This is a genomic window from Mycobacterium hippophais, assembly GCF_027529605.1.
Taxonomy (GTDB): Bacteria; Actinomycetota; Actinomycetes; order Mycobacteriales; family Mycobacteriaceae; genus Mycobacterium; species Mycobacterium arseniciresistens.
In genome coordinates, this window is sequence record NZ_JAPZPY010000001.1 from 537,064 (window position 1) to 561,858 (window position 24,795).

The following is a 24,795-nucleotide window of genomic DNA, read 5'->3' on the forward strand; positions in this document are numbered from 1 at the left end:
CCGTGTCGCGTCGATCACACATTCTCGGCTCCAGTCGCGCGTTTTCCCGCGCGGCCGGCGGGGCGTGTCGCCGGGATCGGTAATGACTGGATCGTCGCATCTGCGACCGGCCTGCCCGGCAGCACCACCCGGAACGCCGTCCCGGGCGGGTCGGCCCCCGGCGCCGCGTCGTCCACCCGGACCGCTCCACCGTGCTTCAGCACCACCTGCTTGACGATCGCCAGGCCCAGCCCCGAACCCGGCATGGCGCGGGCCGCCGTCGACCGGTAGAACCGCTCGAAAACGAGAGGCTTCTCGTGGGGCGGGATCCCCGGCCCCTGATCGGCGACCACCAGCTCCGCGTGCACCGGGTCGACCTGGGTGAGCCGAACGGTGACCCGGCCGTCCGGCGGGCTCCACTTGGCGGCGTTGTCGAGGAGATTCAGCACGGCCCGGCCCAGCCCGGCGGCGTCGCCGTACACCTGCCAGGGCTGCGCGAGCACGTCGAAGGTGACGTCGCTTCGCCGTCGCCGCACCCGCTCGAGGCTGCGGTCAACGACCTCGGCCAGCTCGACGGGCTCGTGCATCACGCCGCCCGCCTCGTCGCGGGTCAGGTCGACCAGATCGCCGACGAGGGTGGACAACTCCTCGATCTGGGCGATCACGTCGGCGCGCAGGCCGGCCATCTCCTCCTCGGGCAGCCGCGGGGCACCGGGTACCTGGGAGGCCATCAGCAGCTCGACGTTGGTCCGCAGCGAGGTCAGCGGGGTGCGCAGTTCATGGCCTGCGTCGGACACCAGCCGCGCCTGCCGGTCTCGGGACTCGGTCAGTGCCCGCAGCATCAGGTTGAAAGCCTCTGTCAGCCTGGCCAATTCGTCGCTGCCGTACACCGGGATGGGCCGGAGGTCGTCGGTGCGGGCCACCCGTTCGGCCGCGCTGGTCAGCCGTCCCACCGGTCTCAGCCCGGCGCGGGCCACCATCCCACCCGCGATCGCCGCGACCAGGACCCCGATGCCACCGACGATGAGCAGCACCGTGCCCAGCCGCCGCAGCACCTGACCGGTCGGCGCCAGGCTCTTGGACAGCAGCAGCGAGCTGCCGTTGGCCAGGTGCACCGCCAGCACCCGCTGATGGTTGGCCGTGCGCAGCGACAGCAGTAGTTCCCCGGAGACGACGTCCTGCTCGGCGGAGCCGTACGGCAGTGTCTGGCCCTGCTGGTTGGCGGTGTACTTCACCCGTCCCGGGATGATGAGCATCGCGTTCACATCCGAGTAGGCGGTGCCCTCGATGGCCTTGGCCGGGTCGGCCGCCAGCGAGCCGCTCTCGATCAGCAGCCTGGCCCTGCTGTGCAGCTGGTTGTCGAGATCGTCGTAGAGCGCCCGGGACACCACCGCGTACACCGCGACGGCCATCAGCACGACCACCATCGCCACCATCGACATCGCGAGCAGCATCACCCGCCAGCGCAGCGACAGTGAGCTGGTGCTCGGCGGCGACGGTGGCCGCCACGACGTGTTCTGGGTGAAGAACGACATCAGGGCGGGGTTTCGCGCAGGACGTAGCCCACGCCGCGCACGGTGTGGATGAGTCGCGGTTCCCCTTCGGCCTCGGTCTTGCGGCGCAGGTAGCCGATGTACACCTCGAGGGCATTGCCCGAAGTCGGGAAGTCGAAGCCCCAGACCTCCTCGAGGATGCGGCTGCGGGTGAGGACCCGACGCGGATTGGCGATCAGCATCTCCAGCAGCGAGAACTCGGTGCGGGTCAGGCTGATCTGGCGCTGGCCCCGAGTGACCTCGCGGGTGACCGGGTCCAGGCTGAGATCGAGGAAGGTCATCGCGGGCGAGTCGACGCCGTCTTCGGGTCCGGTGCGTCGCAACAACGCCCGCATCCGCGCGAGCAACTCCTCGAGCGCGAACGGTTTGGGAAGGTAGTCGTCGGCGCCGGCATCGAGGCCGGCGACCCGCTCTGACACCGAGTCCCGCGCGGTGAGCACCAGGATCGGGAGGTCGTCACCGGTGCTGCGCAGCTGCCGGCAGACCTCCAGCCCGTCCAGCCGCGGCATCATCACGTCCAGCACGAGGGCGTCGGGCCGGTCGTTGGCGATCACGTCGAGTGCTTCGACGCCGTCCTGGGCGAGGGCGACGGTGTAACCGTTGAAAGACAGGGACCGGCGCAGCGATTCGCGCACCGCGCGATCGTCGTCGACGACAAGTATGCGCACAGCCACAGTCTCACCCCGACGCCTGAGAGCGAACTGAGAGGCGCGCCGGAGAACTCGGTGCGGTCTCGGTCAGCGGCGGTCGAGGTCGATCAGGCCGAGCCGGGCGGCCTTGAGCAGGCGGCGCGGCACCTTGTGCTGTTGACCGGCCACGGTCACGCCGACCAAACCGGTGCTCGTCGCCTTCCACTGCGCGCGACGGCTGCGGGTGTTCGAACGCGACATTCTGCGCTTGGGGACGGCCATGATCGAAACTTCTCCTCTTGCGGGTAGTGCCAGGCAGGTCCCGGGACGGCCGGGGCGCAGGCAATCGTCGTCAAGGATAGCCGGTGCGCTGGTCAGCCTCCAAAATCACCTGTCCTGCAGGTGGTGGATCGAGTCGACGATGCGTGGCACCGCGAACACCACCAGGCTGAGGATGACGACGCCGTAGCTGGTCACGGCGACCTCGCCGCTGTCCACGCCGATCCAGATGAAGCCCGCGCCGCACACCACCCCGACCACGACCGAGAACAGCATGCGGAACTCGATGCCGCGCTCGGACCTGGCCGTCAGCCCGTTCGAATGCCGGCCGTGGTGCGTCCGCGGGAGTATTTCTGCGGCGAGTGCCAGCAGGAACACGCCCGCGGCGACGATCAGCCAGCCCCACAGCGGCGACCACGCGCTGCCGTCGCTCTGCTCGACGGGCGGGCTGAAGGCCACGGCCACCCCGCACATCACCCACAGCAGGCCGACGACACCCCAGGCGACACGCATTTCCACTCGTCAAGTATCGAGGCGGGGCCGCGGGGTCCAGAACACGAATACTGCGTCCACGCCCTTGACGCGGTACCCGAAGTACCGGCTAACCTACCGGTTGGTTGGTCATCGACGGCGATGGACGTCGGCTCGTGTCGACAGCAAGGGAGTGCAGTGCCTGATCCGGTGCGCATCGGCAACTGCTCGGGGTTCTACGGCGACCGGCTGGCCGCCATGCGGGAGATGCTCGACGGCGGCGAGCTGGACTATCTGACCGGCGACTACCTCGCCGAGCTCACGATGCTGATCCTGGCACGCGACCGGGCGAAGAACCCGGACCGCGGCTACGCCAAGACCTTCCTGACTCAACTCGAGGACTGCCTCGGAACGGCCGTCGACAAGGGCGTGCGGATCGTCGCCAACGCGGGGGGACTCAACCCTGCGGGCCTGGCGTCCGCGGTCCGCGCCCTCGCCGACCGGCTCGGCTTGCAGGTGGACGTCGCCCACGTCGAGGGTGACGACCTGGTCGGCCGCGCTGGCGAACTTGGATTCGGTGAGGTGCTGGCGGCCAACGCCTACCTGGGCGCCTGGGGCATCGTCGACTGCCTGAACCGCGGCGCCGACGTCGTGGTGACCGGCCGGGTGACCGACGCCTCGGTGATCGTCGGCCCGGCCGCGGCGCACTTCGGCTGGGGACGCGACGACTACGACGCACTGGCCGGGGCCGTCGCCGCGGGACACGTGATCGAATGCGGGACGCAGGCAACCGGCGGCAACTACGCCTTCTTCACCGAGGTCCCCGACCTTCTCCGGGCAGGGTTTCCGGTCGCCGAGATCCACGCCGACGGTTCTTCGGTGATCACCAAGCATCCCGGCACCGGCGGCGCCGTGGCCGTCGGCACCGTGACCGCCCAATTGCTCTATGAGATCGGCGGCGCCCGCTACGCCAATCCCGATGTCACCCTGCGCGTCGACTCGCTGCGGCTGTCCGACGACGGCCCCGATCGCGTCCGGATCGACGGCGTCAGAGGGGAACCGCCTCCCCCGACGCTCAAGGTGTCGCTCAACAGCGTCGGCGGGTTCCGCAACGCGATGACGTTCGTGTTGACTGGTCTCGACATCGACGCCAAGGCCGAGCTGGTCCGCCGTCAACTGGAATCCAATCTGACGGTCAAGCCGGCGGAGCTGGAGTGGACGCTGGCGCGCACCGATCACGCCGATGCGGACACCGAGGAGGCGGCGAGCGCGCTGCTGCGCTGCGTGGTCCGCGACCCGGATCCGGCAAACGTCGGACGCAGGTTCTCCTCGGCGGCAGTCGAATTGGCGCTGGCCAGCTATCCGGGTTTCACGACCACCGCCCCTCCCGCTGAGGGTCAGGTGTATGGCGTCTTCACCGCGGGCTTCGTCGGCGCCGGCGCGGTGCCCCACGTCGCCGTGCACGCCGACGGCACCCGCACCGACATAGCACCGGCCGCCGAGACCCTCGTCCTCGAACCGGTGGCCGACCCGCAGGTGCCTCCTGGCGAGCGCGGGACGACCCGCCGCCTGCCGCTCGGCGCGATCGCGGGCGCCCGCAGCGGCGACAAGGGCGGCAGTGCCAACGTCGGGCTGTGGGTGACCACCGACGAGCAGTTCCGTTGGCTCGCCGACGAACTCACCACCGACCGGCTGCGCGAGCTGCTTCCCGAAGCGGCCGATCTGCCGGTCACCCGGCACGTGCTGCCCAACCTGCGCGCCGTCAACTTCGTCATCGAGGACATCCTCGGCAAGGGCGTGGCCCACCAGGCCCGCTTCGACCCGCAGGCCAAGGGGCTGGGCGAATGGTTGCGCAGCCGACACATGGACATCCCGGAGGAATTGTTGTGAGCATCTGGACCACGCCCGAGCGCGAGGCGCTGCGGAAGACGGTGCGCGCGTTCGCCGAACGCGAGGTACTGCCCCACGTCGACGAGTGGGAGAAGGCCGGCGAGCTGCCCCGCGACCTGCACCGCAAGGCCGCCGAGGCCGGCCTGCTTGGCGCCGGTTTCCCGGAAGCGGTCGGCGGCGGCGGTGGCGACGGCGCCGACGCGGTGATCATCTGCGAGGAGATGCACCAGTCCGGCGCGCCGGGCGGGGTGTTCGCCTCGCTGTTCACCTGCGGGATCGCGGTGCCACACATGATCGCCTCGGGCGACGAGCGGCTGATCGACACCTACGTGCGGCCGACATTGAGCGGCGAGAAGATCGGCTCGCTCGCGATCACCGAACCGGGTGGCGGGTCGGACGTCGGGCACCTGACCACCCGCGCCGTCAGGGAGGGCGACGAATACGTCATCAACGGCGCCAAGACCTACATCACCTCCGGCGTGCGCGCCGACTACGTGGTGACCGCCGCACGCACCGGCGGGCAGGGCGCCGCGGGCGTGTCGCTGATCGTCGTCGACAAGGGCACACCGGGATTCGAGGTGACCCGCAAGCTCGACAAGATGGGTTGGCGTTCCTCGGACACCGCCGAACTCGCCTACACCGACGTGCGGGTGCCGGTGGAGAACCTGATCGGCGCTGAGAACAGCGGCTTCTTCCAGATCGCCGCGGCGTTCGTCTCCGAGCGCGTCGGCCTGGCGGCGCAGGCCTACGCCAGCGGTCAGCGCTGCCTGGACCTGACGGTGCAGTGGTGCCGCGACCGGGAGACCTTCGGCCGGCCGCTGATCTCCCGGCAGGCCGTGCAGAACACGCTCGCCGAGATGGCCCGCCGCGTCGACGTGGCCCGCGTGTACACGCACAGCGTGGTGGAACGCCAGCTCGCGGGCGACCCGAACCTCATCACCGAGGTGTGCTTCGCCAAGAACACCGCCGTCGAGGCCGGCGAGTGGGTCGCCAACCAGGCCGTTCAGCTGTTCGGCGGGATGGGCTACATGGCGGAGTCGGAGGTCGAACGGCAGTACCGGGACATGCGGATCCTCGGCATCGGCGGCGGAACCACCGAAATCCTCACCTCGCTGGCCGCCAAGACGCTGGGATACCAGTCATGACGGCCCTTCGCTCGACGCTCGACGCCGCGTCGCCGGCCTACGCCGAGGCCGCCACGGCGATGACCGAGAAACTCGCCGAACTCGACGCCGAGCACGCCAAGGCGCTCGCCGGCGGCGGCGAGAAGTACGTCAAGCGTCACCACGACCGCGGCAAGCTGACCGCCCGCGAACGCATCGAGATGCTGGTCGACGCCGATTCGCCGTTCCTGGAGCTCAGCCCGCTCGCCGCATGGGGCAGCGACTTCACCGTCGGCGCCAGCGTGGTGGCGGGCATCGGCGCGGTCGAGGGCACCGAATGCCTGATCGTGTCGAACGACCCGACGGTCAAGGGCGGCACCAGCAATCCGTGGACGTTGAAGAAGATCCTGCGCGCCAACCAGATCGCCTTGCAGAACCGGCTCCCGGTGATCTCGCTGGTGGAGTCCGGCGGCGCCGATCTGCCAACGCAGAAGGAGATCTTCATCCCCGGCGGGCAGATGTTCCGCGACCTGACCCGGCTCTCGGCGGCAGGCATCCCGACCATCGCGCTGGTGTTCGGCAACTCCACGGCCGGCGGCGCCTACATCCCGGGCATGTCCGACCACGTCGTGATGATCAAGGAGCGGTCCAAGGTCTTCCTGGCGGGCCCGCCCCTGGTCAAGATGGCCACCGGTGAGGAGTCCGACGACGAGTCGCTGGGCGGTGCCGAGATGCACGCCCGCACATCGGGTCTGGCCGACTACTTCGCCGCCGACGAGCTCGACGCCATTCGCATCGGCCGCCGCATCGTCGCGCGGTTGAACTGGCGCAAGGAGGGGCCGGCGCCGGCCGCCGTGCGCGAACCGCTGTTCGACAGCGAGGAACTGCTCGGCATCGTGCCGCCCGATCTGCGCATCCCGTTCGATCCCCGCGACGTGATCGCGCGCATCGTCGACGGATCGGAGTTCGACGAGTTCAAGGCCATGTACGGGTCATCGCTGGTGACCGGGTGGGCCACGCTGTGGGGGTACCCGGTAGGCATCCTCGCCAACGCCCGCGGCGTGCTGTTCAGCGAGGAGTCGCAGAAGGCCACCCAGTTCATCCAGCTGGCCAACCGCGCCGACACGCCACTGCTGTTCCTGCACAACACCACCGGCTACATGGTGGGCAGGCAGTACGAGGAGGGCGGGATGATCAAGCACGGGTCGATGATGATCAACGCCGTCTCGAACTCGACCGTCCCGCACATCTCGCTGCTCATCGGCGCGTCCTACGGCGCAGGCCATTACGGCATGTGCGGCCGCGCGTACGACCCCCGGTTCCTGTTCGCCTGGCCGTCGGCGAAGTCGGCGGTGATGGGCGGTGCGCAGCTAGCCGGGGTGCTCTCGATCGTCAGCCGCGCCGCCGCCGAGGCCCGTGGCCAGCAGGTCGACGAGGAGGCCGACGCCGCCCTGCGTGCGGCGATCGAAGGCCAGATCGAGGCGGAGTCGTTGCCGATGGTGTTGTCCGGCAGGCTCTACGACGACGGCGTGATCGACCCGCGCGACACCCGCACCGTGCTGGGAATGTGCCTGTCCGCCATCGCGAACGGGCCGATCGAGGGGACGTCGAACTTCGGCGTCTTCAGGATGTGAGCGCATGATCAACGAAGCGATCCGCGAACGTGAAGTTCTGCGCGAGATCTCAGGCGATTCCCGCACACGAGCTCACGTTCGGCGTGAGGAGACCGCATGATCACCAGAGTTCTGGTCGCCAATCGCGGTGAGATCGCCCGCCGGGTGTTCGCCACCTGCCGGCGCCTTGGCATCGGCACCGTCGCGGTTTACACCGATCCCGACGCCGCCGCCCCGCATGTCGCCGAGGCCGATGCCCGGGTGCGGCTGGAGGGGACGAGTGGGTACCTCGACGCCCGCCAGCTCGTCGCGGCCGCGCAGGCCGCGGGCGCCGACGCCGTCCACCCGGGATACGGCTTCCTCTCGGAGAACGCCGATTTCGCGGCCGCGGTGCAGGACGCCGGCCTGACGTGGATCGGCCCGCCGGTGGCCGCGGTGCAGGCGATGGGCAGCAAGATCGAAGCCAAGAAGATGATGTCCGCCGCCGGGGTACCGGTGCTCGACGAGCTCGATCCGGACACCGTGACGGCCGCCCAGCTCCCGGTGCTGATCAAGGCGTCCGCCGGTGGCGGTGGCCGGGGCATGCGCGTGGTCCGCGAACTGCCCGACCTGCCGGGCGAGGTCGAGGCGGCGCGGCGGGAGGCGCAGTCGGCGTTCGGCGATCCGACGGTGTTCTGCGAGCGCTACCTGGCCGCGGGCCACCACGTCGAGGTGCAGGTGATGGCCGACGCGCACGGCACGGTGTGGGCTGTCGGCGAACGCGAGTGCTCGATCCAGCGGCGGCACCAGAAGATCATCGAGGAGGCGCCGTCGCCGCTCGTGGAACGCACTCCGGGCATGCGGGACAAGCTGTTCGAGGCGGCCCGGTTGGCCGCCGAGGCGATCGGCTACACCGGGGCGGGCACCGTCGAGTTCATGGCGGACGAGCAGGGTGACTTCTTCTTCCTCGAGATGAACACCCGCCTGCAGGTCGAGCACCCCGTCACCGAGGCCACCACCGGACTCGACCTCGTCGAGCTCCAGCTCCTCGTCGCCGACGGCGGCAGGCTGCCCGCCGAACCGCCCGTGGCACAGGGGCATTCGATCGAGGCCCGGCTCTACGCCGAGGATCCCGCGAAGAACTGGCAGCCTCAGGCAGGCACGGTGCACCGGTTCGAGGTGCCCGGCGCCCCGGTGCAGTTCGACCGGTTGACGCGGGCGGGGGTGCGGGTCGACACCGGGATCGTCGACGGCTCCGTGGTGTCGATCTTCTACGACCCGATGCTGGCCAAGGTCATCTCCTGTGCGCCGACCCGTCGGCACGCCGCGGCGATCCTGGCCGACGCACTGGCCCGCACGAGGTTGCACGGCGTCCGCACCAACCGCGACCTGCTGGTCAACGTGCTGCGTCACCCCGCATTCGTCGACGGTGCGACCGACACCGCGTTCTTCGACACCCACGGCCTGGCCGGGCTCGCCGCACCACCGGGTGACGACCGGACGACCGCACTGGCGACGGTCGCGGCCTCGCTGGCCGACGCAGCCCGCAACCGCAGTGCCGCCACGGCGTTCGCCGCCGCACCGAGCGGCTGGCGCAATCTGGCGTCGAGCCACCAGGTGAGGCGCTACCGCGACACGGCCGACGTCGAGCACGAGGTGCGATACCGCTTCAGCCGCGGCGCCGTCGAACTGCCCGATCAGGACGACGTGGCGCTGGTTTCCGCGACGCCGGGGCGGGTGGTGCTCGAGGTCGACGGCGTCGAGCGGCCATTCGAGGTCGCCCGCTACGGCGATGCCGTGTTCGTCGATTCTCCCCAAGGCGCAACCGAACTCGTCGCGTTGCCGCGCTTCCCCGATCCCGGCGCCGCGATCGCGCACGGCTCGCTGGTGGCGCCGATGCCCGGTTCGGTGGTGCGGGTCGGCGCCGCGGTGGGCGACACCGTGACCGCCGGTCAGCCGCTGGTGTGGCTGGAGGCCATGAAGATGGAGCACACGCTGGCCGCGCCCGGCGACGGTGTGCTCGCCGAACTGAACGTCCAACCCGGCCAGCAGGTCGAGGTGGGCGCCGTACTGGCGCGGGTGTCCGCGCCGGACGAGACCGCAGGAGGAGAAGCATGACCGGATTCGTCGAGACCGAGGAACAGCAGGCGCTGCGCAAGGCCGTCGCCGCGATGGTCGCCAACTACGGCCAGGACTACTACCTGGAGAAGGCGCGCGCGGGCCAGCACACCGACGAGCTGTGGCGCGAGGCCGGACAACTCGGCTTCATCGGGGTGAACCTGCCCGAGGAGTACGGCGGCGGCGGCGCGGGCATGTACGAGTTGGCTCTGGTGATGGAGGAGATGGCCGCCGGCGGGTCGGCGCTGCTGATGATGGTGGTGTCCCCCGCGATCAACGGCACGATCATCTCGAAGTACGGCACCGAGGACCAGAAGAAGCGCTGGATCCCCGGCATCGCGGACGGCTCGATCACCATGGCCTTCGCGATCACCGAACCCGACGCCGGCTCCAACTCGCACAAGATCACGACGACCGCGCGCCGCGACGGCAGCGACTGGATCCTGTCCGGCCAGAAGGTCTACATCTCGGGCGTCGACCAGGCGCAGGCGGTGCTCGTGGTCGGGCGCACCGAGGAGGCCAAGACCGGCAACCTCAAGCCCGCGCTGTTCGTGGTACCCACCGACAGTCCCGGCTTGAGCTACACGAAGATCCCGATGGAGATCGTCAGCCCGGAGTTCCAATTCCAGTTGTTCCTCGACGACGTGCGGCTGCCGGCCGATGCGCTGGTCGGCTCCGAGGACGCGGCGATCGCCCAGTTGTTCGCCGGCCTGAATCCCGAGCGGATCATGGGTGCGGCGAGCGCGGTCGGCATGGGTCGCTTCGCGATCGACAAGGCCGTCGCCTACGTCAAGACCCGCCAGGTGTGGAAGACGCCGATCGGCGCGCACCAGGGCATCTCGCATCCGCTGGCGCAGAACCACATCGAGATCGAGCTGGCCAAGCTGATGATGCAGAAGGCGGCGAGTCTCTACGACGCCGGTGACGACGGCGGCGCCGCCGAGGCCGCCAACATGGCCAAGTACGCCGCCGGCGAGGCGTCGGTGCGGGCGGTCGACCAAGCGGTGCAGTCCCTCGGCGGCAACGGCCTGACCAAGGAGTACGGCATCGCGTCGGTGCTGACCGCGTCGCGATTGGCCCGCATCGCACCGGTGAGCCGCGAAATGATCCTCAACTTCGTCGCGCAGACCTCGCTGGGCCTGCCGCGGTCGTACTGATGGGTGACCTCGTCCGGTACGCAGTCGACGGTGGCGTCGCCCGGCTGACGCTGGACTCGCCGCACAACCGCAACGCGCTGTCCACGGCTCTGGTCGCCGGTCTGCACGAAGGGATGCGCGCGGCGGCGGCCGACGCCGGCGTGCGGGTGGTGGTGCTGGGCCACACCGGCGGCACCTTCTGCGCAGGCGCGGACCTCAGCGAGGCGGCCGGCCGCGACCCTGCCGACCTCGCCGCCGGGCGGGCGAGGGAGATGACCGATCTGCTGCGGGCGATCCTCGAACTGCCGGTCCCCGTGATCGCCGCGGTGGATGGGCACGTCCGCGCCGGCGGCATGGGCCTGATCGGGGCGTGCGACATCGTGGTGGCCGGCGCGCAGAGCACCTTTGCGCTGACCGAGGCGCGCATCGGGGTGGCGCCGTCGATCATCTCGCTGACCCTGCTGCCCAAGATGTCGCCGAGGGCGGCAGGGCGCTACTTCGTGACTGGTGAGAAGTTCGGTGCGGCGAGGGCCGCCGAGATCGGGCTGATCACTGTGGCCGCCGAGGACGTCGAGGCGGAGGTGAGCGCGCTGGCCGCCGAGATCGGGCGCGGTTCGCCACAGGGCCTCGCGGCGTCGAAGCGCTTGACGACGGCCGCGATCCTGGCGGCGTTCGACCGCGACGCCGAGACGCTGACCGCGCAGTCGGCGGAGTTGTTCGTCTCCGAGGAGGCGCACGAGGGCATGATGGCGTTCCTGGAGAAGCGGCCGCCGAGGTGGGCGCGGCGATGACCGGCACGGGCGTACCACTTCATCGCCGGATGTGGCCGATTTCGCACCGGCTCCGTGACGAGTCCTGGGTTACGGCGGGGCCGCGGATTGAAGGCTGACCAGCAGCGGAAACGATTCGTCTTTCCGATTCGACCGGCCGGAAACCGCAAATAGTTCGATGTGCTAGCTGGTTCGCCGGGAACCGTCACACTACATTTCGGCCAACACCCTTGCATGTACCAGTGTTCGTCGTAGGCTCGTGGTGTTATGAGCAGCCCAACGTCGCAAAACGGTTCCACGCGTGCTGCCGACACCGATCGCATTCAGGTGGCGCAGTTCCTGACGGACGCGGCTGCTCAGGGTCGCCTGCCGATGAGCGAGTACGAGAGTCGGCTCACCAAGGCGTACGCCGCCAAGACCTACGACGAGTTGGCGTTGCTGAGCGCCGACCTCCCCGGCGCGATGACCAGCCCGCGCGGCTCGGGGCCGTGCCGGCCGGCGCCGTCGACGGTGCTGATGGCGATCATGAGCGGGTTCGAGCGGCGCGGCCGCTGGAACGTGCCGCGACGGCTGACGACCTTCGCGCTGTTCGGCGGCGGCGTGGTCGACCTGCGCTATGCCGACTTCACCGCACCCGAGGTCGAGATCCGCTCGTATTCGATCTGCGGCGGGCAGACGATCCTGGTGCCGCCGGAGGTGAACGTCGACCTGCACGGAGTCGGCGTGATGGGCTCCTTCGACCACGCCGTTCAGGGTGAGGGATCGCCCGGCGCCCCGTGTGTGCGGGTGCGCGGCTTCTCGCTGTGGGGCAGCGTCGGCGTCAAGCGCAGGAAGCGCAAAGAAGGCTGATCTCTGGTCCGGCGATGAGTCTGCGCCGGTCGGCGACATCACACGCCCGATCCGATTGCCACCCTGCCCAGCGGGGCATCCTTCTTGTAGGAGACGGAAGGAGCTCACAGTGGCTGACGGATTGCGCGCTGCGGCCGCCGAAAGCACCGAGACCGCGAGGCCCGCACCCGTGCTGCTCTACGACGGGGTGTGCGGAATCTGCAATCGCGGCATCCAGACGATCCTGCGCCACGACAGGGACGGCTCGATGCGGTTCGCGCCGCTGCAGGGCGACTTCGCCGAGGGCGTGATAGCCCGGCATCCTGAACTGCGCGACGTCGATTCAATGGTCTTCGTCGAGAACCCGGGCACCGCCGACGAACGCGTCACCGTCCGAACCGCCGGGATGCTACGGGTCGCCGACTACCTCGGCGGGCCGTGGAAACTGTTCCTGGCCGGCCGGGCCGTACCCGCCGGCGCGCGCGACCGCTTCTACGACTGGTTCGCCTCGATCCGCTACCGGGTCTTCGGCAGGCACGACACCTGTCCGATTCCCGCCCCCGAGGTACGGGCGCGCTTCATCGACTGAGTATCTGCCGCGGCGCTATCCCGGCCAGAACGGCACATAGCCCGGCATCTCGGTCACCGTGACGACGCAGACAGCGACGAGAACGCCGATCGCGCCCACCCAGAACGCATGCCGGTGTCGCTGCGCCCATTTCGGCGCTGCACATGGGCGCCGCGACGTGCACCACGCGATGGCGGCGGCGCAGAGCAACGCGACGAACGGCGCGACACCGAAGATAAGGAACAGCAGGAACGGGATCAACGCGAACATCGTCGCAATCCAGAAGCCGTAGCCCGCAACGACACCCGCCGCCGTCATGGCCACCGACGCGGCAGCGCCCCGGACAACCGCTCTGCTCATGGCTGCAGCGTACGCCCGGTCATGTCGACCGAATCCTGGCGGTCATGCCGGTTCTGCGTCGTCGTCTCGGTCGGTGAGGTGGCGGCGGGGGTGGTGGTAGTTGTTGGTGCGGTGTTGGCCGGTGTCGAGGGTGGGTGGGGGGATCCATTCGGTGCGGCCGTTGCGTCGGCGGGTGGTCCATTCGGTCTGTTCGATGAGGTTGTTGTCGGGTTGGCACGCCAGGGCGAGTTCGTCGATGTCGGTGCGTCCGCCCTCGGACCAGTCTCGTTGGGCGTGGTGGACATGCGTTTGGTAGGCCGGGGCGGTGCAGCCGGGTCGGGTGCAGCCTTTGTCGCGGGCGAACAGCGCCAGCCGTTGAGCGGTGGTGGCGCAGCGCCGGGCGCGGCCGAAGTACAGGATTTCTTCGGTGTGGTCGTCGAACACGGCCAGGTAGTGCCGGGACTGGCCGGCCATGCGGATGAGGTCGCGGATCGGCAGCCGGGTACCGCCGGCGGTGTCGGCGTAACCGGTGCCGGCTTCGAGGTCGCCGACGGTGGTGGTGGCCACGATGGTGGCCGGTAGGCCGTTGACCTGACCCAAGGTTCCGGAGCCGACGACATCGCGTAGCGCGGTCTTCACCGCGTCGTGCTGGCGCTGCTCGCGGGTGCGGGGGTCACCGCCGAACGCCGCGGCGCTGTTGGCCTCGGCGGTGCCGGGGTCGGCGGGCTGGTTCTGCCCGGGGGCGGCCAGCTTGGCGAACACGACGTCGAGCATGGCAGCGGTCTCGGGGTCGAGCTCACCACGGACCGGGGTCATCCCGTCGCGGCGCTGGCGACCCATCTTCAGACTGCGTTTGGCTTGTTGGGTGTCGTGGTCGGGTTCGGCGCCGTCGGGATCGATGACCTCGACCAGGTGATCGGCGAGTTGTTGCAGATCCTCCGGGCACATGCCCTGCGCCCACCGCGCGAGGTCACGCTCGGCGTCGGCGCGGGCCGCCTGGTCGACCCATGGCGGAAGCTTGGTGAAGAACTTGCGAATCACCTCGACGTGCGCAGGATCGATCAGCCCTTTCGCCAAGGCGGCCGACGTGTGCTCCCACTGCGCGGGTAGTTCTTCACCGGTGAATGTCCATCGGGGTCCGAGCATGCCGGCAGCGTCGAGGCGTCTCTTCGCATCGGCGGTGTCGAGGTGCAACCGCTGCGCCAACACGTCTTTCAGCCCGGTGCCACCGAAGTCCGCGGCGGTGAACCGCTGCGTCAGGGTGGCCAGCACGGTGTGATCGAGCGCGGCTTCCTGGCGCAGCCCGTGCTGGCGGTGCTCGTAGATCGCCACCAACTCCGCGCCGGTCAACGTGTCCAGGGGCAGGGCGGCCAGCCAGGCGCGGGCATCGTCCCACGCCTGCAGCGCCGCGACCACATCCACCCTGTCCATACATCGAACACTAGTTCGACCCCCCGACAGATCAGCCGACTTTGTGACAGCAGAAACGCGTGTGGCGCAAGTTGTTCCGAGGGGGTGGGAGGGGCTACCTGCGGCGGCGGGACGACAGGTAGTCGCCGACCACCGCGGCGCCGAGACCGTCGAGATCGGGCACCACGACCCGGCCGCCGACCCGCCGCGCCACCTGGTCGATGAACCGTGCCAGGCCCGGATCGCTGCCCAGCCGGAAGATCGTCACCTGCGCGCCGAGGCGTGCGACCTCGTCGAACGCCCGCACGGTGTGCGCGATCGTGCGCGGATGCGGCGGATAGTCGAAGAACACCTGGGCGCCGCCGCCCTGGCCGTCGCGGAAATCCTCCAGGTGTGCCGTCGGCTCACCGTCGGTGACCACCAGCACCACCGGCTGCGCGTTCGGATGCCGGCGCAGATGCCGCGACGCCAGCGCAAGCGCGTGGTGCAGGTTGGTGCCCTGCTCGTAAACGCCTTCCAGGCCGGTCAGTTCGGCCGCGGTGACGGTCCTGGCGTACCGGCCGAACGCGATGATCTGCAGCGCATCGGACCGGAACCTCGTGCTCACCAGATGATTCAGTGCCAACGCCGTGCGCTTCATCGGCAGCCAGCGGTTCTCCATCACCATCGAGAAGGACGTGTCCACCAGCAGCGCCACCGCGGACTGCGTGCGGGTCTCGGTCTCGGAGATCTCGACGTCTTCCACCGTGATGCGCAGCGGCGGTTCCACCACACCAGTGCCCGCGCTGCGCAGCACGGCGTTGGTCAGCGTCCGAGTCACGTTCCACGGCTCGGTGTCGCCGAACTGCCACGGTCGCGTGGCTCCCGTCAGCTCACCGGCCGCGCCCGCACGCCGGGTGTCACGCTCGCCGTGCCGTCCCGAAAGCTGTTGCGCCACATCGCGTAGCGCAGTCTGTCCGAGCTGACGCATCGCCTTGGGCGACAGCCGCCATTGGCCGTCGGACCCGCGATCCAGGAAACCCTGGTTGAGCAGCGCGCGCTCCAGTTCGGCGAGCGTGCGGGCGTCGACGGCGGCGTCGTCACCGAGATGGCGGGCCAGCGCGTCGAGGTCGACGTCGTCCATCGACGCGCCGGCATAGCTCTGCGACAGCTGCTCGGCCAGCTGCTCGAGCTCGCCGATGTCGGCCAGTGCCTGCGCACCCTCCCCCATCCCGAGGGGGTTGTCGCCGGAGAACTCCGAAGAACCCGACCAGTCCTCACCCGGTCGCGCGGCCTGCAGGTGGGAGTCGAGCCGGTTGAGCGCATTCATCAGCGACGGCGACCCGAAGGCCTGCTGCGCCAGCGCATCCAGTTCGGCCCGCTGGTCGGGCGACAGACTGTTGCGGAACCGCTGCGCGGCGGCCGCACGCTGGGCGAGCGAATCGAGCAGTTCGTCGATGTCACGCGGGTTCTCCGGGAAGAACTCGCCGTGCTTGTTCATGAAGTCTTGAAAATCTTGGGGAGAGTCCTTCCCCTGAGTGTGCTTGTCCAGCAGGTCGTTCAGGTCGTCGAGCATGTCGTTGACGCGCTGACGGTCCTCGTCGGTGGCGTTCTCCAACGCCTCCTTCATCCCCGCGAAACGCTGGTCGAGCATCTCCCGACCCATCAGGTCCTTGATCTGCTCGTACTTCTGCCGGGCCTCCGGGGAGCGCCAGTCGTACTCGGCCAGTTCCTGCACGGCCTTGGCCGGCGACGGCGACAACGCCTCCATCTGCAGTTCGCCGAACCGGGCGTCGTCATCGAGCGCCCGGGCCAGCTCCTTGCGCTCGGCCAGCACCGCCTCGTCGAGCAGCTTCTTGATCTCCTGGAGAGTGCCGTCGAGATTGTTGCGCTGCAACAGTTCCCGCCGCCGCCGGTTGGCCTCCGCCGCGAGCCGGTCGGCGCCGCGCATCTCCTTGGTACCGCGCCGCAGCAGCTCCGACAGCGCCCGCCGCGGTGAGCTGCCCTCCATCACGTCCTCGCCGATCTGCGCGAGCGCCTCGCGCAGATCGACGGGCGGGGCCAGCGGATCCGGCCCGCCCGTGTACGAGGAGTAACGGGAGACGCGTCTAGCCATAGACGGTTTCGCCTTCTCCCGACACCTTGTCGATCCGCTTGGCCAGGTACAGCGCCTCGAGCGCCAGCTCGATCGCGGCGGCGCGTTCGCCGTCGGTCTGCGCGTTCAGCCGCTCGGCGATCACGTCGATCACCGGCAGATCCGGCAGCGCCGCCAGCACGTCCTTGGCCGACACCCGCTCACCCGTCGTCACCGGCGAACCCTCCTCGACCGCGGCCACCAGCGGGCCCACGTCGATGCCACCCAGCATCCGCTGCGCGGTGTCCGCGGTGGCGCGGCGCAGCAGGTGCTCGAGCACCGCCTGCTCGCGGCCCTCCTCGCCGGACTCGAATTCCAGCTTCCCGCGCAGCACGTCGATGACCGTGCCGACGTCGCAGACCCGGGCCACCGGCTCCTGCTCGCCCAGAACCGCGGAGCGGTGCCGCGCAGCGGCCGCGACCGTCTCCGCCGCAGCGATCGCGAAACGCGCCGACACACCGGAGCGCTGGTCGATCGAACTCGACTCCCGCAGGTTGCGCGCGAATCGGGCCAGCACCTGCAGCAGGTACACCGGCACGTCGGCGGCCAGCTCGGCCTCCTGGCTGATGACACCGACCTCGGCGTCGAGCTGCAGCGGGTAGTGCGTGCGGATCTCGGCGCCGAAGCGGTCCTTGAGCGGGGTGATGATGCGCCCGCGGTTCGTGTAGTCCTCCGGGTTGGCGCTGGCCACCACGAGCACGTCGAGCGGCAACCGCAGTGTGTAGCCGCGGACCTGGATGTCGCGCTCCTCCATCACGTTGAGCATCGACACCTGGATGCGCTCGGCGAGGTCGGGCAGCTCGTTGACCGCGACGATGCCGCGGTGCGCCCGCGGGATCAGCCCGTAGGCGATGGTCTCCGGGTCACCCAGGCTGCGGCCCTCGGCCACCTTGATCGGGTCGATGTCACCGACGAGGTCGGCCACGCTGGTGTCCGGGGTGGCCAGCTTCTCGGTGTACCGCTCGCTGCGGTGCCGCCAGGCCACCGGCAGGTCATCGCCCGAATCGGCGGCCCGTCGGATCGACTCCGGCGTGATCGGCGTGTAGGGATGCTCGTTGAGCTCCGAGCCCGCGATGACCGGTGTCCACTCGTCGAGCAGGCCGGTGAGAGCGCGCAGCAGACGGGTCTTGCCCTGGCCGCGCTCGCCGAGCAGCACGATGTCGTGGCCGGCGATCAACGCGCGTTCCAGCTGGGGGATCACGGTGTCCTCGAAGCCCAGGATGCCGGGCCACGAGTCGCGTCCCTCGGACAGCGCGGCCAGCAGGTTGTCTCGGATTTCCTGTTTGACTCCCCGCTCGCGATGACCGGAGGCACGCAGCTCGCCGACGGTCCGGGGCAGATCAGAAGGTTGGGTCACCACTCCACGCTACGACTGCCGGCGACGGGCGGCACTCCTTCCCCCCACAGCGAACGCAACGTCACGCGTCCGTAAGAGGTACGGGGGAACCGTTCGGTGCGCTCCGACCGCCGACTCGGTCCGACGATCAAGGTCGCGGCCGGTAGTCTGCGGCCATGCCGTTGGAAAGCGGTCAAGTCTTCGCGGGCTACACCATCGTCCGATTGGTGGGCTCCGGCGGTATGGGCGAGGTGTACCTGGCCCAGCATCCGCGACTGCCCCGTCAGGACGCGCTCAAAGTGCTGCCCGCATCATTCAGCGCCGACGGCGAGTTCCGCCAGCGCTTCCAGCGCGAGGCCGACCTGGCCGCCACGCTGTGGCATCCGCACATCGTCGGCCTGCACGACCGCGGCGAGTTCGACGGCAGGCTGTGGATCTCGATGGACTTCGTCGACGGCTACGACGCGGCCCGTCTCCTGGTCGACCGGCACCCGAGCGGGATGCCGCCGACCGACGTCGTCGAGATCGTCACCGCGGTCGCCGATGCGCTGGACTACGCCCACCAGCGGCTGCTCTTGCACCGTGACATCAAGCCGGCGAACATCCTGCTCACCAGCGCGGAGCGGGCCAAGCGCCGAATCCTGCTCACCGACTTCGGCATTGCCCGGCGCACCGACGACGTCAACGGCCTGACGTCGACCAACATCACCGTCGGCTCGATGTCCTACACGGCGCCCGAACAGTTGATGGGCAAGCCGATGGACGGCCGTGCCGACCAGTACGCGCTGGCGGCAACGGCATTCCGGCTGTTCACCGGCACATTGCTGTTCCCGCACACCAATCCGGCCGTGGTCATCAGCCACCACCTCAACACTCCGCCGCCCAAGTTGGGCGAGAAGAAGCCCGAACTGGCCGCCTTCGACGCCGTGATGGCCAAGGCGCTCGCGAAGGACCCCGAGGCCAGATACGACACCTGTCACGACTTCGCGGTCGCACTGGCCGAGGCCGGCAATCAGAAGGTGGCCGAGGCGAGGCCCGTGCTGCCGGTCCCGCCGCCCGCTCCGCCGGCGCAGCCGATCCCGGCGATGCAGAAGCAGGCGGCACCGCCCTACGTGCCGCCCCCGCAGCAGTCGCGTCCGCAGGTCACGCCGACACCGTCCGGGCCGCCGGTGATCAGCGCCCCGCCCGGCCCGCCGGTGCCGCCGCAGGCCGGTCCGCACGCCCGGCCGCCACTGCCGCGGTCCCAGGGCCAGCACCCAGCACCGCCGGTGTACGTCTCACCGTGGACGCCGCCGCGAGACGAACCGTCGCGCGCGGCCGGATTCGGCGCGCCGCCAGCGCGTCCGAAGGCGCCAGGGAAGCGACGCCCGCTACTGATCGCCGGCGGCATCGTCGCCGTGCTGATCCTCATCGGCGCGGGCATCTTTGGCTTGACCCGTCTCGGCGGCTCGGACCCGGCGCCCTCGTCGCCGCCGACCGCGTCCGACGACACCTCGACGACCAGCACCACCCGCACGTCCACCGCAGAGCCGTCGGCGCCGTCGAACGCCCGGGCCTTCACCATCGCCGATTACATCCGGGAGAACCGGATCGACGAGACGAACATCCAGCGCACCACGCCGGGGGCCCCGGTGATCACCATGCCGATACCGCCCGGCTGGTCCGACGCGGGTCCCCGCAGGCCGGCATGGGCGTACTCGGCGATCATCCGTGAAACGCCAGGCAATCCGGAGCCGCCGACGGTCACGCTGCTGGTGTCCAAGCTGGAGGGCGACGTCGACGCGCAGCGACTGCTCGAGTACGCGCCCAACGAGCTGAAGAACCTGCCGGGCTACGAGTCCGGCGGCGGCCGCAAGGGACAGCTCGACGGACTGGACTCGGTCCATGTGCGCGGCACGTTCCTGCGCGACGGGTTGCGGCGCGACATCGCGCAGACCACGGCCCTGGTGCCGTCGCCGAACGGCCTCTTCGTGCTGCAGATCAACGCCGACGTCGCCGAACCGCAGCGGCAGGTGCTCGACGAGGTGATGGGCGCCATCGACACCCAGACCAAGATCAGCCGCTAACCACGCCGCACTCAGTGCGCGAAGTGCCGGGACCCGGTCAGATACAGCGTGACGCCCGCCTTGGCGGCGGCCTCGGTGACGACGTCGTCGCGCACCGACCCGCCCGGATGCACCACGGCCGTCACCCCGCCCTCGGCCAGCGTCTCCAGCCCGTCGGGGAACGGGAAGAACGCATCGGAGGCGGCCACCGCGCCGCGCACCCGATCGCCGCCGCGCTGCACGGCGAGCTTCGCCGCATCGACCCGGTTGACCTGCCCCATGCCGACACCGACGGTGGCGCCGTGGGATGCGACCACGATCGCGTTGGACTTGACCGCGCGGCAGGCGCGCCAGGCGAACACCAGGTCGGTCAGCGTGTCCGGCCCCGCGGGTTCACCGGTGGCCAGCGTCCAGTTCGCCGGATCGTCGCCTGCAGCGTCGAGCGCGTCCCGCTGCTGCACCAGCAGTCCGCCGCTGATCTGGCGGAACTCGTTGCCACCGGGCTGCGGCTCGGACGCGACGAGGATGCGGATATTCTTCTTGCGCTGCAGGATCTCGACCGCACCGGGCTCGTAGGCCGGCGCGATGATCACCTCGGTGAAGATGTCGGCGACGGTCTCGGCCATCTCGACGCTCACCGTGGTGTTCGTCGCGATCACGCCGCCGAACGCCGACAGCGGGTCACACTCGTGGGCCTTGCGGTGGGCGTCGGCGACCGACGTCGACGAGATCGCGATGCCGCAGGGGTTGGCGTGCTTGATGATCGCCACGCAGATCTGCTCGTGGTCGAACGCCGCACGCCACGCCGCGTCGGCGTCGGTGTAGTTGTTGTAGGACATCTCCTTGCCGTGCAGTTGCTCGGCCTGCGCGAGCCCCGGCCACGCCGTCGCGTCGCGGTACAGCGCCGCCTGCTGATGCGGGTTCTCGCCGTAGCGCAGCACCGCGGTGCGCTGCCACGTGCCGCCCACCCAGGCCGGCAGCCGCTGTGCGGGCTCCTCGGGCGCCAGTGTCGATCCCATCCACGACGCCACCGCGACGTCGTACTCCGCTGTGTGCCGGAAAGCCAACGAGGCCAAGATCTTCCGCTCGGCGAGCGTGAATCCGCCGGCACGCACCGCGGCCAGCACACCGTCATAGCCGAGCGGGTCGACCGCGACCGCCACGCTGGGATGGTTCTTCGCGGCGGCGCGCACCATCGACGGGCCGCCGATGTCGATCTGCTCGACGCACTCGTCCATCGACGCGCCAGAGTCGACGGTCTCGCTGAACGGGTAGAGGTTCACCACCACCAGGTCGAACGCCTCGATGCCGAGCTTCTCCAGGGCCGAGACGTGTTCGGGTTTGCGGGTGTCGGCCAGCAGTCCGGCGTGCACGTGCGGATGCAGGGTCTTGACCCTGCCGTCGAGCACCTCCGGGAATCCGGTGACGTCCTCCACCGGAGTCACCGGAACCCCGTTGTCGGCAATGGTTCTGGCGGTCGACCCGGTGGAGACGATGGCCACGCCGGCCTCGTGCAGGCCCCGCGCGAGCTCGCCGAGCCCGCTCTTGTCGTAGACACTGATCAGCGCGCGCCGAATCGGCCTGCGTCCCTCGGTCATCCTATGGTCGCCTTTCGTCCGCTCCAGGTCACGCCGCGAGTCGCCAACGCGGCCAACACATCCACCAGCAGCCGTCGCTCGACTGTCTTGATCCGTTCATGCAGCGTGGCCTCGTCGTCGCCGTCGAGCACCGCGACGGGCTCCTGGGCGAGGATCGGCCCGGTGTCCATTCCGGCGTCGACGAGGTGCACCGTGCAGCCGGTGACCCGGACACCGTAGGCCAGCGACTCGGGTACGGCGTGCGCGCCCGGGAACGCGGGCAGCAGCGCCGGGTGCGTGTTGACCACGCGGCCGGGGAACCGGCCGAGGAACTGCGCGCCCAGGATCTTCATGAACCCGGCCGACACCACCAGGTCGGGCTGGTGCGCGGCGGTGGCCTCGGTGATCGCGCCATCCCAGGCGTCCCGGTCGGGGTGGTCGCCGAGACGCACGGTGTACGACGGCACCCCGGCCTCGGCCGCGATGTCGAGCGCTGCGCACGCGCGGTCCGTGCCGACGGCGACCACGCGGGCGGGATAGTCGCCCGACGCGGCGTCGAGGAGCGAGGCGAGCAGCGACCCGGTGCCGGAGGCGAGTACGACCAGCCGCGCAGGTGCACTCGGGGGCACACGTAGCGGTTGCTGCACCCGCAGCAGCCTAGTCGGCGGGTCTGCGCGACGGATCGCGGGACGCACCCTCGTCGCCGGTCAGGTCGTCGTCGGTGATGAAGTGGTCCTCCGGGTCGACGGGTTCTCCGGGTTCCGCGGCGGCGGGCTCACCGTCCACGGGCTCACCAGGCTCGGGCGGCGGCTCGGGTTCGGCCTCGGTGTCGGGTTCCGGGCCGGGCTCCGGCTCGGCGTCCGCTTCCGTCTCGGGCGCGGGCTCGTCCACTGCGGCCGCGTCGTCCGCAGGCACGGGCTTCGGAACCTTCGCCGGCCTCGGGCGGCGCGCGATTCCGCCGGCCATCGACACCGTCAGTCCGCCGATACCGACGAACCACAGGAACACCGCCGGGCCGAAGGTGGCCTGGTCGACGCCGACGTCGCCGAAGTTGCCGAGCCGTCCCCCGCCGGCGTGGCCGAGCAGCGCCATGGTCACCGCCGCCGCGAACGAGGCGACCACCAGCTTCGCCGCCGCGGAGGCCAGCGGCACCGGCCTGCGCGCGCACTGCTGGCCGACGGCGACCGCCGCCGCAGCCGCGACGATGAGCAACGCCACCCACACCGGTCCCAGCGGCGGCGTCGGCACCGCGGCGAGCACGGGCAGCGCGGGCACGTCACCCCCGAGCACCGTGAACGAACTGAAGGTCGCCAGCCCGATGTGGGCGCTGGACCCGACGGCCACCGCCGATGCGCCGACGAAGACGTTCGGTGCGTAGAGCACCGACAGCACCGTGAGGCTGAACTGGCCGAACGCGGAGTCGGTGATGGCGTAGAGGTCGTGCATCGTCGCCCAGTGCACCACCAGGGATCCGGCGGTCACCACACCCGACAGGCCGACCAGCGTCAGCACCCCGGCCGTCGCGGCGCGGAACGCGTCGGGCAACCAGTTGGGCAGCGGTGAGCCGTTAACCGTGCGGCGACCCACCTGCGACGCCACCCCGAGCGCCGCCCCGATCGCATGCACCGCCAGCACCGCGCCGAACGCCGGCAGTGCGTGCGGGGTCTGCAGGTCGGTGAGCACCGAGGAGGCGTCGTGCACGACCGCCAGGGCGATCGCGGCGATCAGCAGCGGCCCACCCAGCGCCGAGGCGACCACCCACCGGATGACGAACCAGGACGCGCGCTGCGTCATCGCGGCGGCGGTGGTGCGCATCGCGCCGTAGGTCATCAGCAGCACCGGCAGCAGCGGCATCACACCCAGTTCGCTGCCGCCGATCGACACCGGGACGCCGTGCACCCCCAGCCACATGCTGGCGATGGCGCCGAACGTGCCGGTCATGTCGCTGTTGGCGATGACCAGCTGGATCAGCGTCACCGCCGCGATGACGACGAGCGCCACCACGGACGGCCCGAACGCGACCCGAAGCAGGTCCCGCGCCTGGCGGGTCGCGACTGGCCGGTTGTCCACTAGCGGGGCAGCTCCTCGCGCAGGCTGACGTGCGCGTACTTCACGCACGCGCGGCTCAGCTTACGACGGCGCGGGGCCGGACTGCTGCGATGACGGCGATTGCTGCTGACCCGGATTCTGCGAGGTCGGCTGCTGCGGCTGGCCGTAGGTGGGGAACCCGGTGGGCGGGGTCGGCGGGCCGCTCTGCGAACCGCCCTGGGGGCCGCCGGCCTGGAAGCCGCCGGTGGTGGGCTGACCGGGGTAGCCACCGCCGTACTGCGTGGGGTACCCGCCCGGCCGCTGCTGGGGCAGTTGCTGCTGACCGGGGTGCTGCTGGGGGCCGCCGTAGTAGCCGCCCGGCGCGCCGTACTGGCCGAACTGCTGCTGCTGCTGGTCGTACTTCGGCTTCGGGGCCGGCGGGGTGACGATGCCCGAGTCGAACAGCAGTGCTGCGATCGCGGCGCCGGTCTGCAGCAGCGCGAAGATCAGGATCAGCCACAACGCCCAGCCGTAGTCCACGTTGTCCGGCTTCTGGAACATGTTGGTGAGGATCAGCAGGAATCCGAGCACCGAGACGACCGCGACCAGGGCGGTGTAGTTGCGCTGCTTGGGCAGCGTGGCGACGGCGGCGAAGAGGCCGGCCAGCAGCAGCGCGGCCACCGCCAGCGTCATGCCCTCGGTGGTGCCGGACTCCCCGCCGATGCCGGGGATGTTCTCGTACTCGGTGGGCACGTTGGCCTCGAAGACGGGCGCGAACGCATTGAGCAGGAAGCTCAGCAGTCCGAGCACCGCCGCGGCGAGGAGCAGGTAGGACGGCAGCTTGTTCGGCCCTGCCGCGGTGTCACCTGCGGCGTCGGGCACCTTGCCGAACTGCTGCGTCGGCGCGCTGAACTGGTTGGTCGGCTGCTGGGACGGCGGGTATCCGGGGCTACCGGGTGGGTACGACATGGCCTCTCCTGTGCTGGTCGGGCGTCGGGAAGATGTGCACGACGGAGACGCGGTGGTCTCCG

The 24,795-nt window shown here is 70.1% G+C and carries 21 protein-coding genes; 9 read left to right on the forward strand and 12 right to left on the reverse strand.

Annotated features, from left to right (window positions below; all coding sequences use genetic code 11):
• Positions 1-14: 14 nt before the first annotated feature.
• From O6P37_RS02610 to O6P37_RS02625, 4 genes are all read right to left on the reverse strand, one after another.
• Entirely contained in the window at positions 15-1,514 is a 1,500-nt protein-coding gene (locus tag O6P37_RS02610) for a HAMP domain-containing sensor histidine kinase (RefSeq protein ID WP_269892591.1), read from the reverse strand.
• Positions 1,514-2,200, reverse strand: a complete 687-nt coding sequence (locus O6P37_RS02615; RefSeq protein ID WP_264013233.1) for a response regulator transcription factor — start codon at positions 2,198-2,200, stop codon at positions 1,514-1,516. Before O6P37_RS02615 ends, O6P37_RS02610 begins: the two co-directional genes overlap by 1 nt.
• 69 nt (positions 2,201-2,269) lie before the next feature.
• Positions 2,270-2,443, reverse strand: coding sequence for a 50S ribosomal protein L32 (gene rpmF, locus O6P37_RS02620; RefSeq protein WP_264013234.1), 174 nt, complete (start codon positions 2,441-2,443; stop codon positions 2,270-2,272).
• A gap of 105 nt (positions 2,444-2,548) precedes the next feature.
• The gene (locus O6P37_RS02625; RefSeq protein WP_269892592.1) at positions 2,549-2,959 is read right to left on the reverse strand and encodes a hypothetical protein; all 411 of its coding nucleotides are present in this window, start codon (positions 2,957-2,959) and stop codon (positions 2,549-2,551) included.
• A gap of 162 nt (positions 2,960-3,121) precedes the next feature.
• Here O6P37_RS02625 and O6P37_RS02630 point away from each other — a divergent pair, with 162 nt between their 5' ends.
• From O6P37_RS02630 to O6P37_RS02665, 8 genes are all read left to right on the forward strand, one after another.
• A complete protein-coding gene (locus tag O6P37_RS02630; protein WP_269893151.1) occupies positions 3,122-4,801 on the forward strand; it encodes an acyclic terpene utilization AtuA family protein in 1,680 nt (559 codons plus the stop codon).
• The gene (locus tag O6P37_RS02635) at positions 4,798-5,946 is read left to right on the forward strand and encodes an acyl-CoA dehydrogenase family protein (RefSeq protein WP_269892593.1); all 1,149 of its coding nucleotides are present in this window, start codon (positions 4,798-4,800) and stop codon (positions 5,944-5,946) included. Before O6P37_RS02630 ends, O6P37_RS02635 begins: the two co-directional genes overlap by 4 nt.
• A complete protein-coding gene (locus O6P37_RS02640; RefSeq protein ID WP_269892594.1) occupies positions 5,943-7,538 on the forward strand; it encodes an acyl-CoA carboxylase subunit beta in 1,596 nt (531 codons plus the stop codon). The genes O6P37_RS02635 and O6P37_RS02640 overlap by 4 nt, the downstream gene beginning before the upstream one ends.
• Positions 7,539-7,634: 96 nt before the next feature.
• Positions 7,635-9,614 (forward strand): ATP-binding protein, encoded by a 1,980-nt coding sequence (locus O6P37_RS02645; RefSeq protein WP_269892595.1) that lies wholly within the window; start codon positions 7,635-7,637, stop codon positions 9,612-9,614.
• Positions 9,611-10,771, forward strand: coding sequence for an acyl-CoA dehydrogenase family protein (locus O6P37_RS02650; protein ID WP_264013239.1), 1,161 nt, complete (start codon positions 9,611-9,613; stop codon positions 10,769-10,771). Before O6P37_RS02645 ends, O6P37_RS02650 begins: the two co-directional genes overlap by 4 nt.
• Entirely contained in the window at positions 10,771-11,541 is a 771-nt protein-coding gene (locus O6P37_RS02655; RefSeq protein WP_269892596.1) for an enoyl-CoA hydratase family protein, read from the forward strand. The genes O6P37_RS02650 and O6P37_RS02655 overlap by 1 nt, the downstream gene beginning before the upstream one ends.
• Positions 11,542-11,787: 246 nt before the next feature.
• The gene (locus O6P37_RS02660) at positions 11,788-12,369 is read left to right on the forward strand and encodes a DUF1707 SHOCT-like domain-containing protein (RefSeq protein ID WP_264013241.1); all 582 of its coding nucleotides are present in this window, start codon (positions 11,788-11,790) and stop codon (positions 12,367-12,369) included.
• A gap of 109 nt (positions 12,370-12,478) precedes the next feature.
• Positions 12,479-12,937 carry a thiol-disulfide oxidoreductase DCC family protein gene (locus tag O6P37_RS02665; protein WP_269892597.1) on the forward strand — a complete coding sequence of 153 codons (459 nt, stop codon included), beginning with the start codon at positions 12,479-12,481 and terminating at the stop codon, positions 12,935-12,937.
• Positions 12,938-12,952: 15 nt separating this feature from the next.
• Here O6P37_RS02665 and O6P37_RS02670 read toward each other — a convergent pair whose 3' ends face one another.
• From O6P37_RS02670 to O6P37_RS02685, 4 genes are all read right to left on the reverse strand, one after another.
• A complete protein-coding gene (locus tag O6P37_RS02670; RefSeq protein ID WP_269892598.1) occupies positions 12,953-13,276 on the reverse strand; it encodes a hypothetical protein in 324 nt (107 codons plus the stop codon).
• A 42-nt stretch (positions 13,277-13,318) separates the two neighbouring features.
• On the reverse strand, positions 13,319-14,686 hold the full coding sequence (locus O6P37_RS02675) for an HNH endonuclease signature motif containing protein (protein WP_269892599.1): 1,368 nt from the start codon (positions 14,684-14,686) through the stop codon (positions 13,319-13,321).
• Positions 14,687-14,780: 94 nt separating this feature from the next.
• Positions 14,781-16,760 (reverse strand): vWA domain-containing protein, encoded by a 1,980-nt coding sequence (locus O6P37_RS02680; RefSeq protein ID WP_269892600.1) that lies wholly within the window; start codon positions 16,758-16,760, stop codon positions 14,781-14,783.
• The gene (locus O6P37_RS02685) at positions 16,753-18,138 is read right to left on the reverse strand and encodes an ATP-binding protein (RefSeq protein WP_269892601.1); all 1,386 of its coding nucleotides are present in this window, start codon (positions 18,136-18,138) and stop codon (positions 16,753-16,755) included. The genes O6P37_RS02680 and O6P37_RS02685 overlap by 8 nt, the downstream gene beginning before the upstream one ends.
• Positions 18,139-18,290: 152 nt before the next feature.
• Between O6P37_RS02685 and O6P37_RS02690 the strand changes: the two genes are divergently transcribed.
• Positions 18,291-20,180, forward strand: a complete 1,890-nt coding sequence (locus O6P37_RS02690) for an LpqN/LpqT family lipoprotein (RefSeq protein ID WP_269892602.1) — start codon at positions 18,291-18,293, stop codon at positions 20,178-20,180.
• An 11-nt stretch (positions 20,181-20,191) separates the two neighbouring features.
• Here O6P37_RS02690 and purH read toward each other — a convergent pair whose 3' ends face one another.
• Genes purH through O6P37_RS02710 form a run of 4 tightly spaced genes read right to left on the reverse strand, consistent with a single transcriptional unit; the run spans position 20,192 to position 24,733 of the window.
• The gene (gene purH, locus O6P37_RS02695) at positions 20,192-21,757 is read right to left on the reverse strand and encodes a bifunctional phosphoribosylaminoimidazolecarboxamide formyltransferase/IMP cyclohydrolase (protein ID WP_269892603.1); all 1,566 of its coding nucleotides are present in this window, start codon (positions 21,755-21,757) and stop codon (positions 20,192-20,194) included.
• Positions 21,754-22,383, reverse strand: coding sequence for a phosphoribosylglycinamide formyltransferase (purN, locus tag O6P37_RS02700; protein ID WP_269892604.1), 630 nt, complete (start codon positions 22,381-22,383; stop codon positions 21,754-21,756). Before purN ends, purH begins: the two co-directional genes overlap by 4 nt.
• Before the next feature lie 10 nt (positions 22,384-22,393).
• Positions 22,394-23,806: a cell division protein PerM gene (locus O6P37_RS02705; protein WP_269892605.1), complete on the reverse strand. Its 1,413-nt coding sequence runs from the start codon at positions 23,804-23,806 to the stop codon at positions 22,394-22,396.
• 60 nt (positions 23,807-23,866) lie between these two features.
• Positions 23,867-24,733, reverse strand: coding sequence for a DUF5336 domain-containing protein (locus O6P37_RS02710; RefSeq protein ID WP_269892606.1), 867 nt, complete (start codon positions 24,731-24,733; stop codon positions 23,867-23,869).
• Positions 24,734-24,795: the final 62 nt, after the last annotated feature.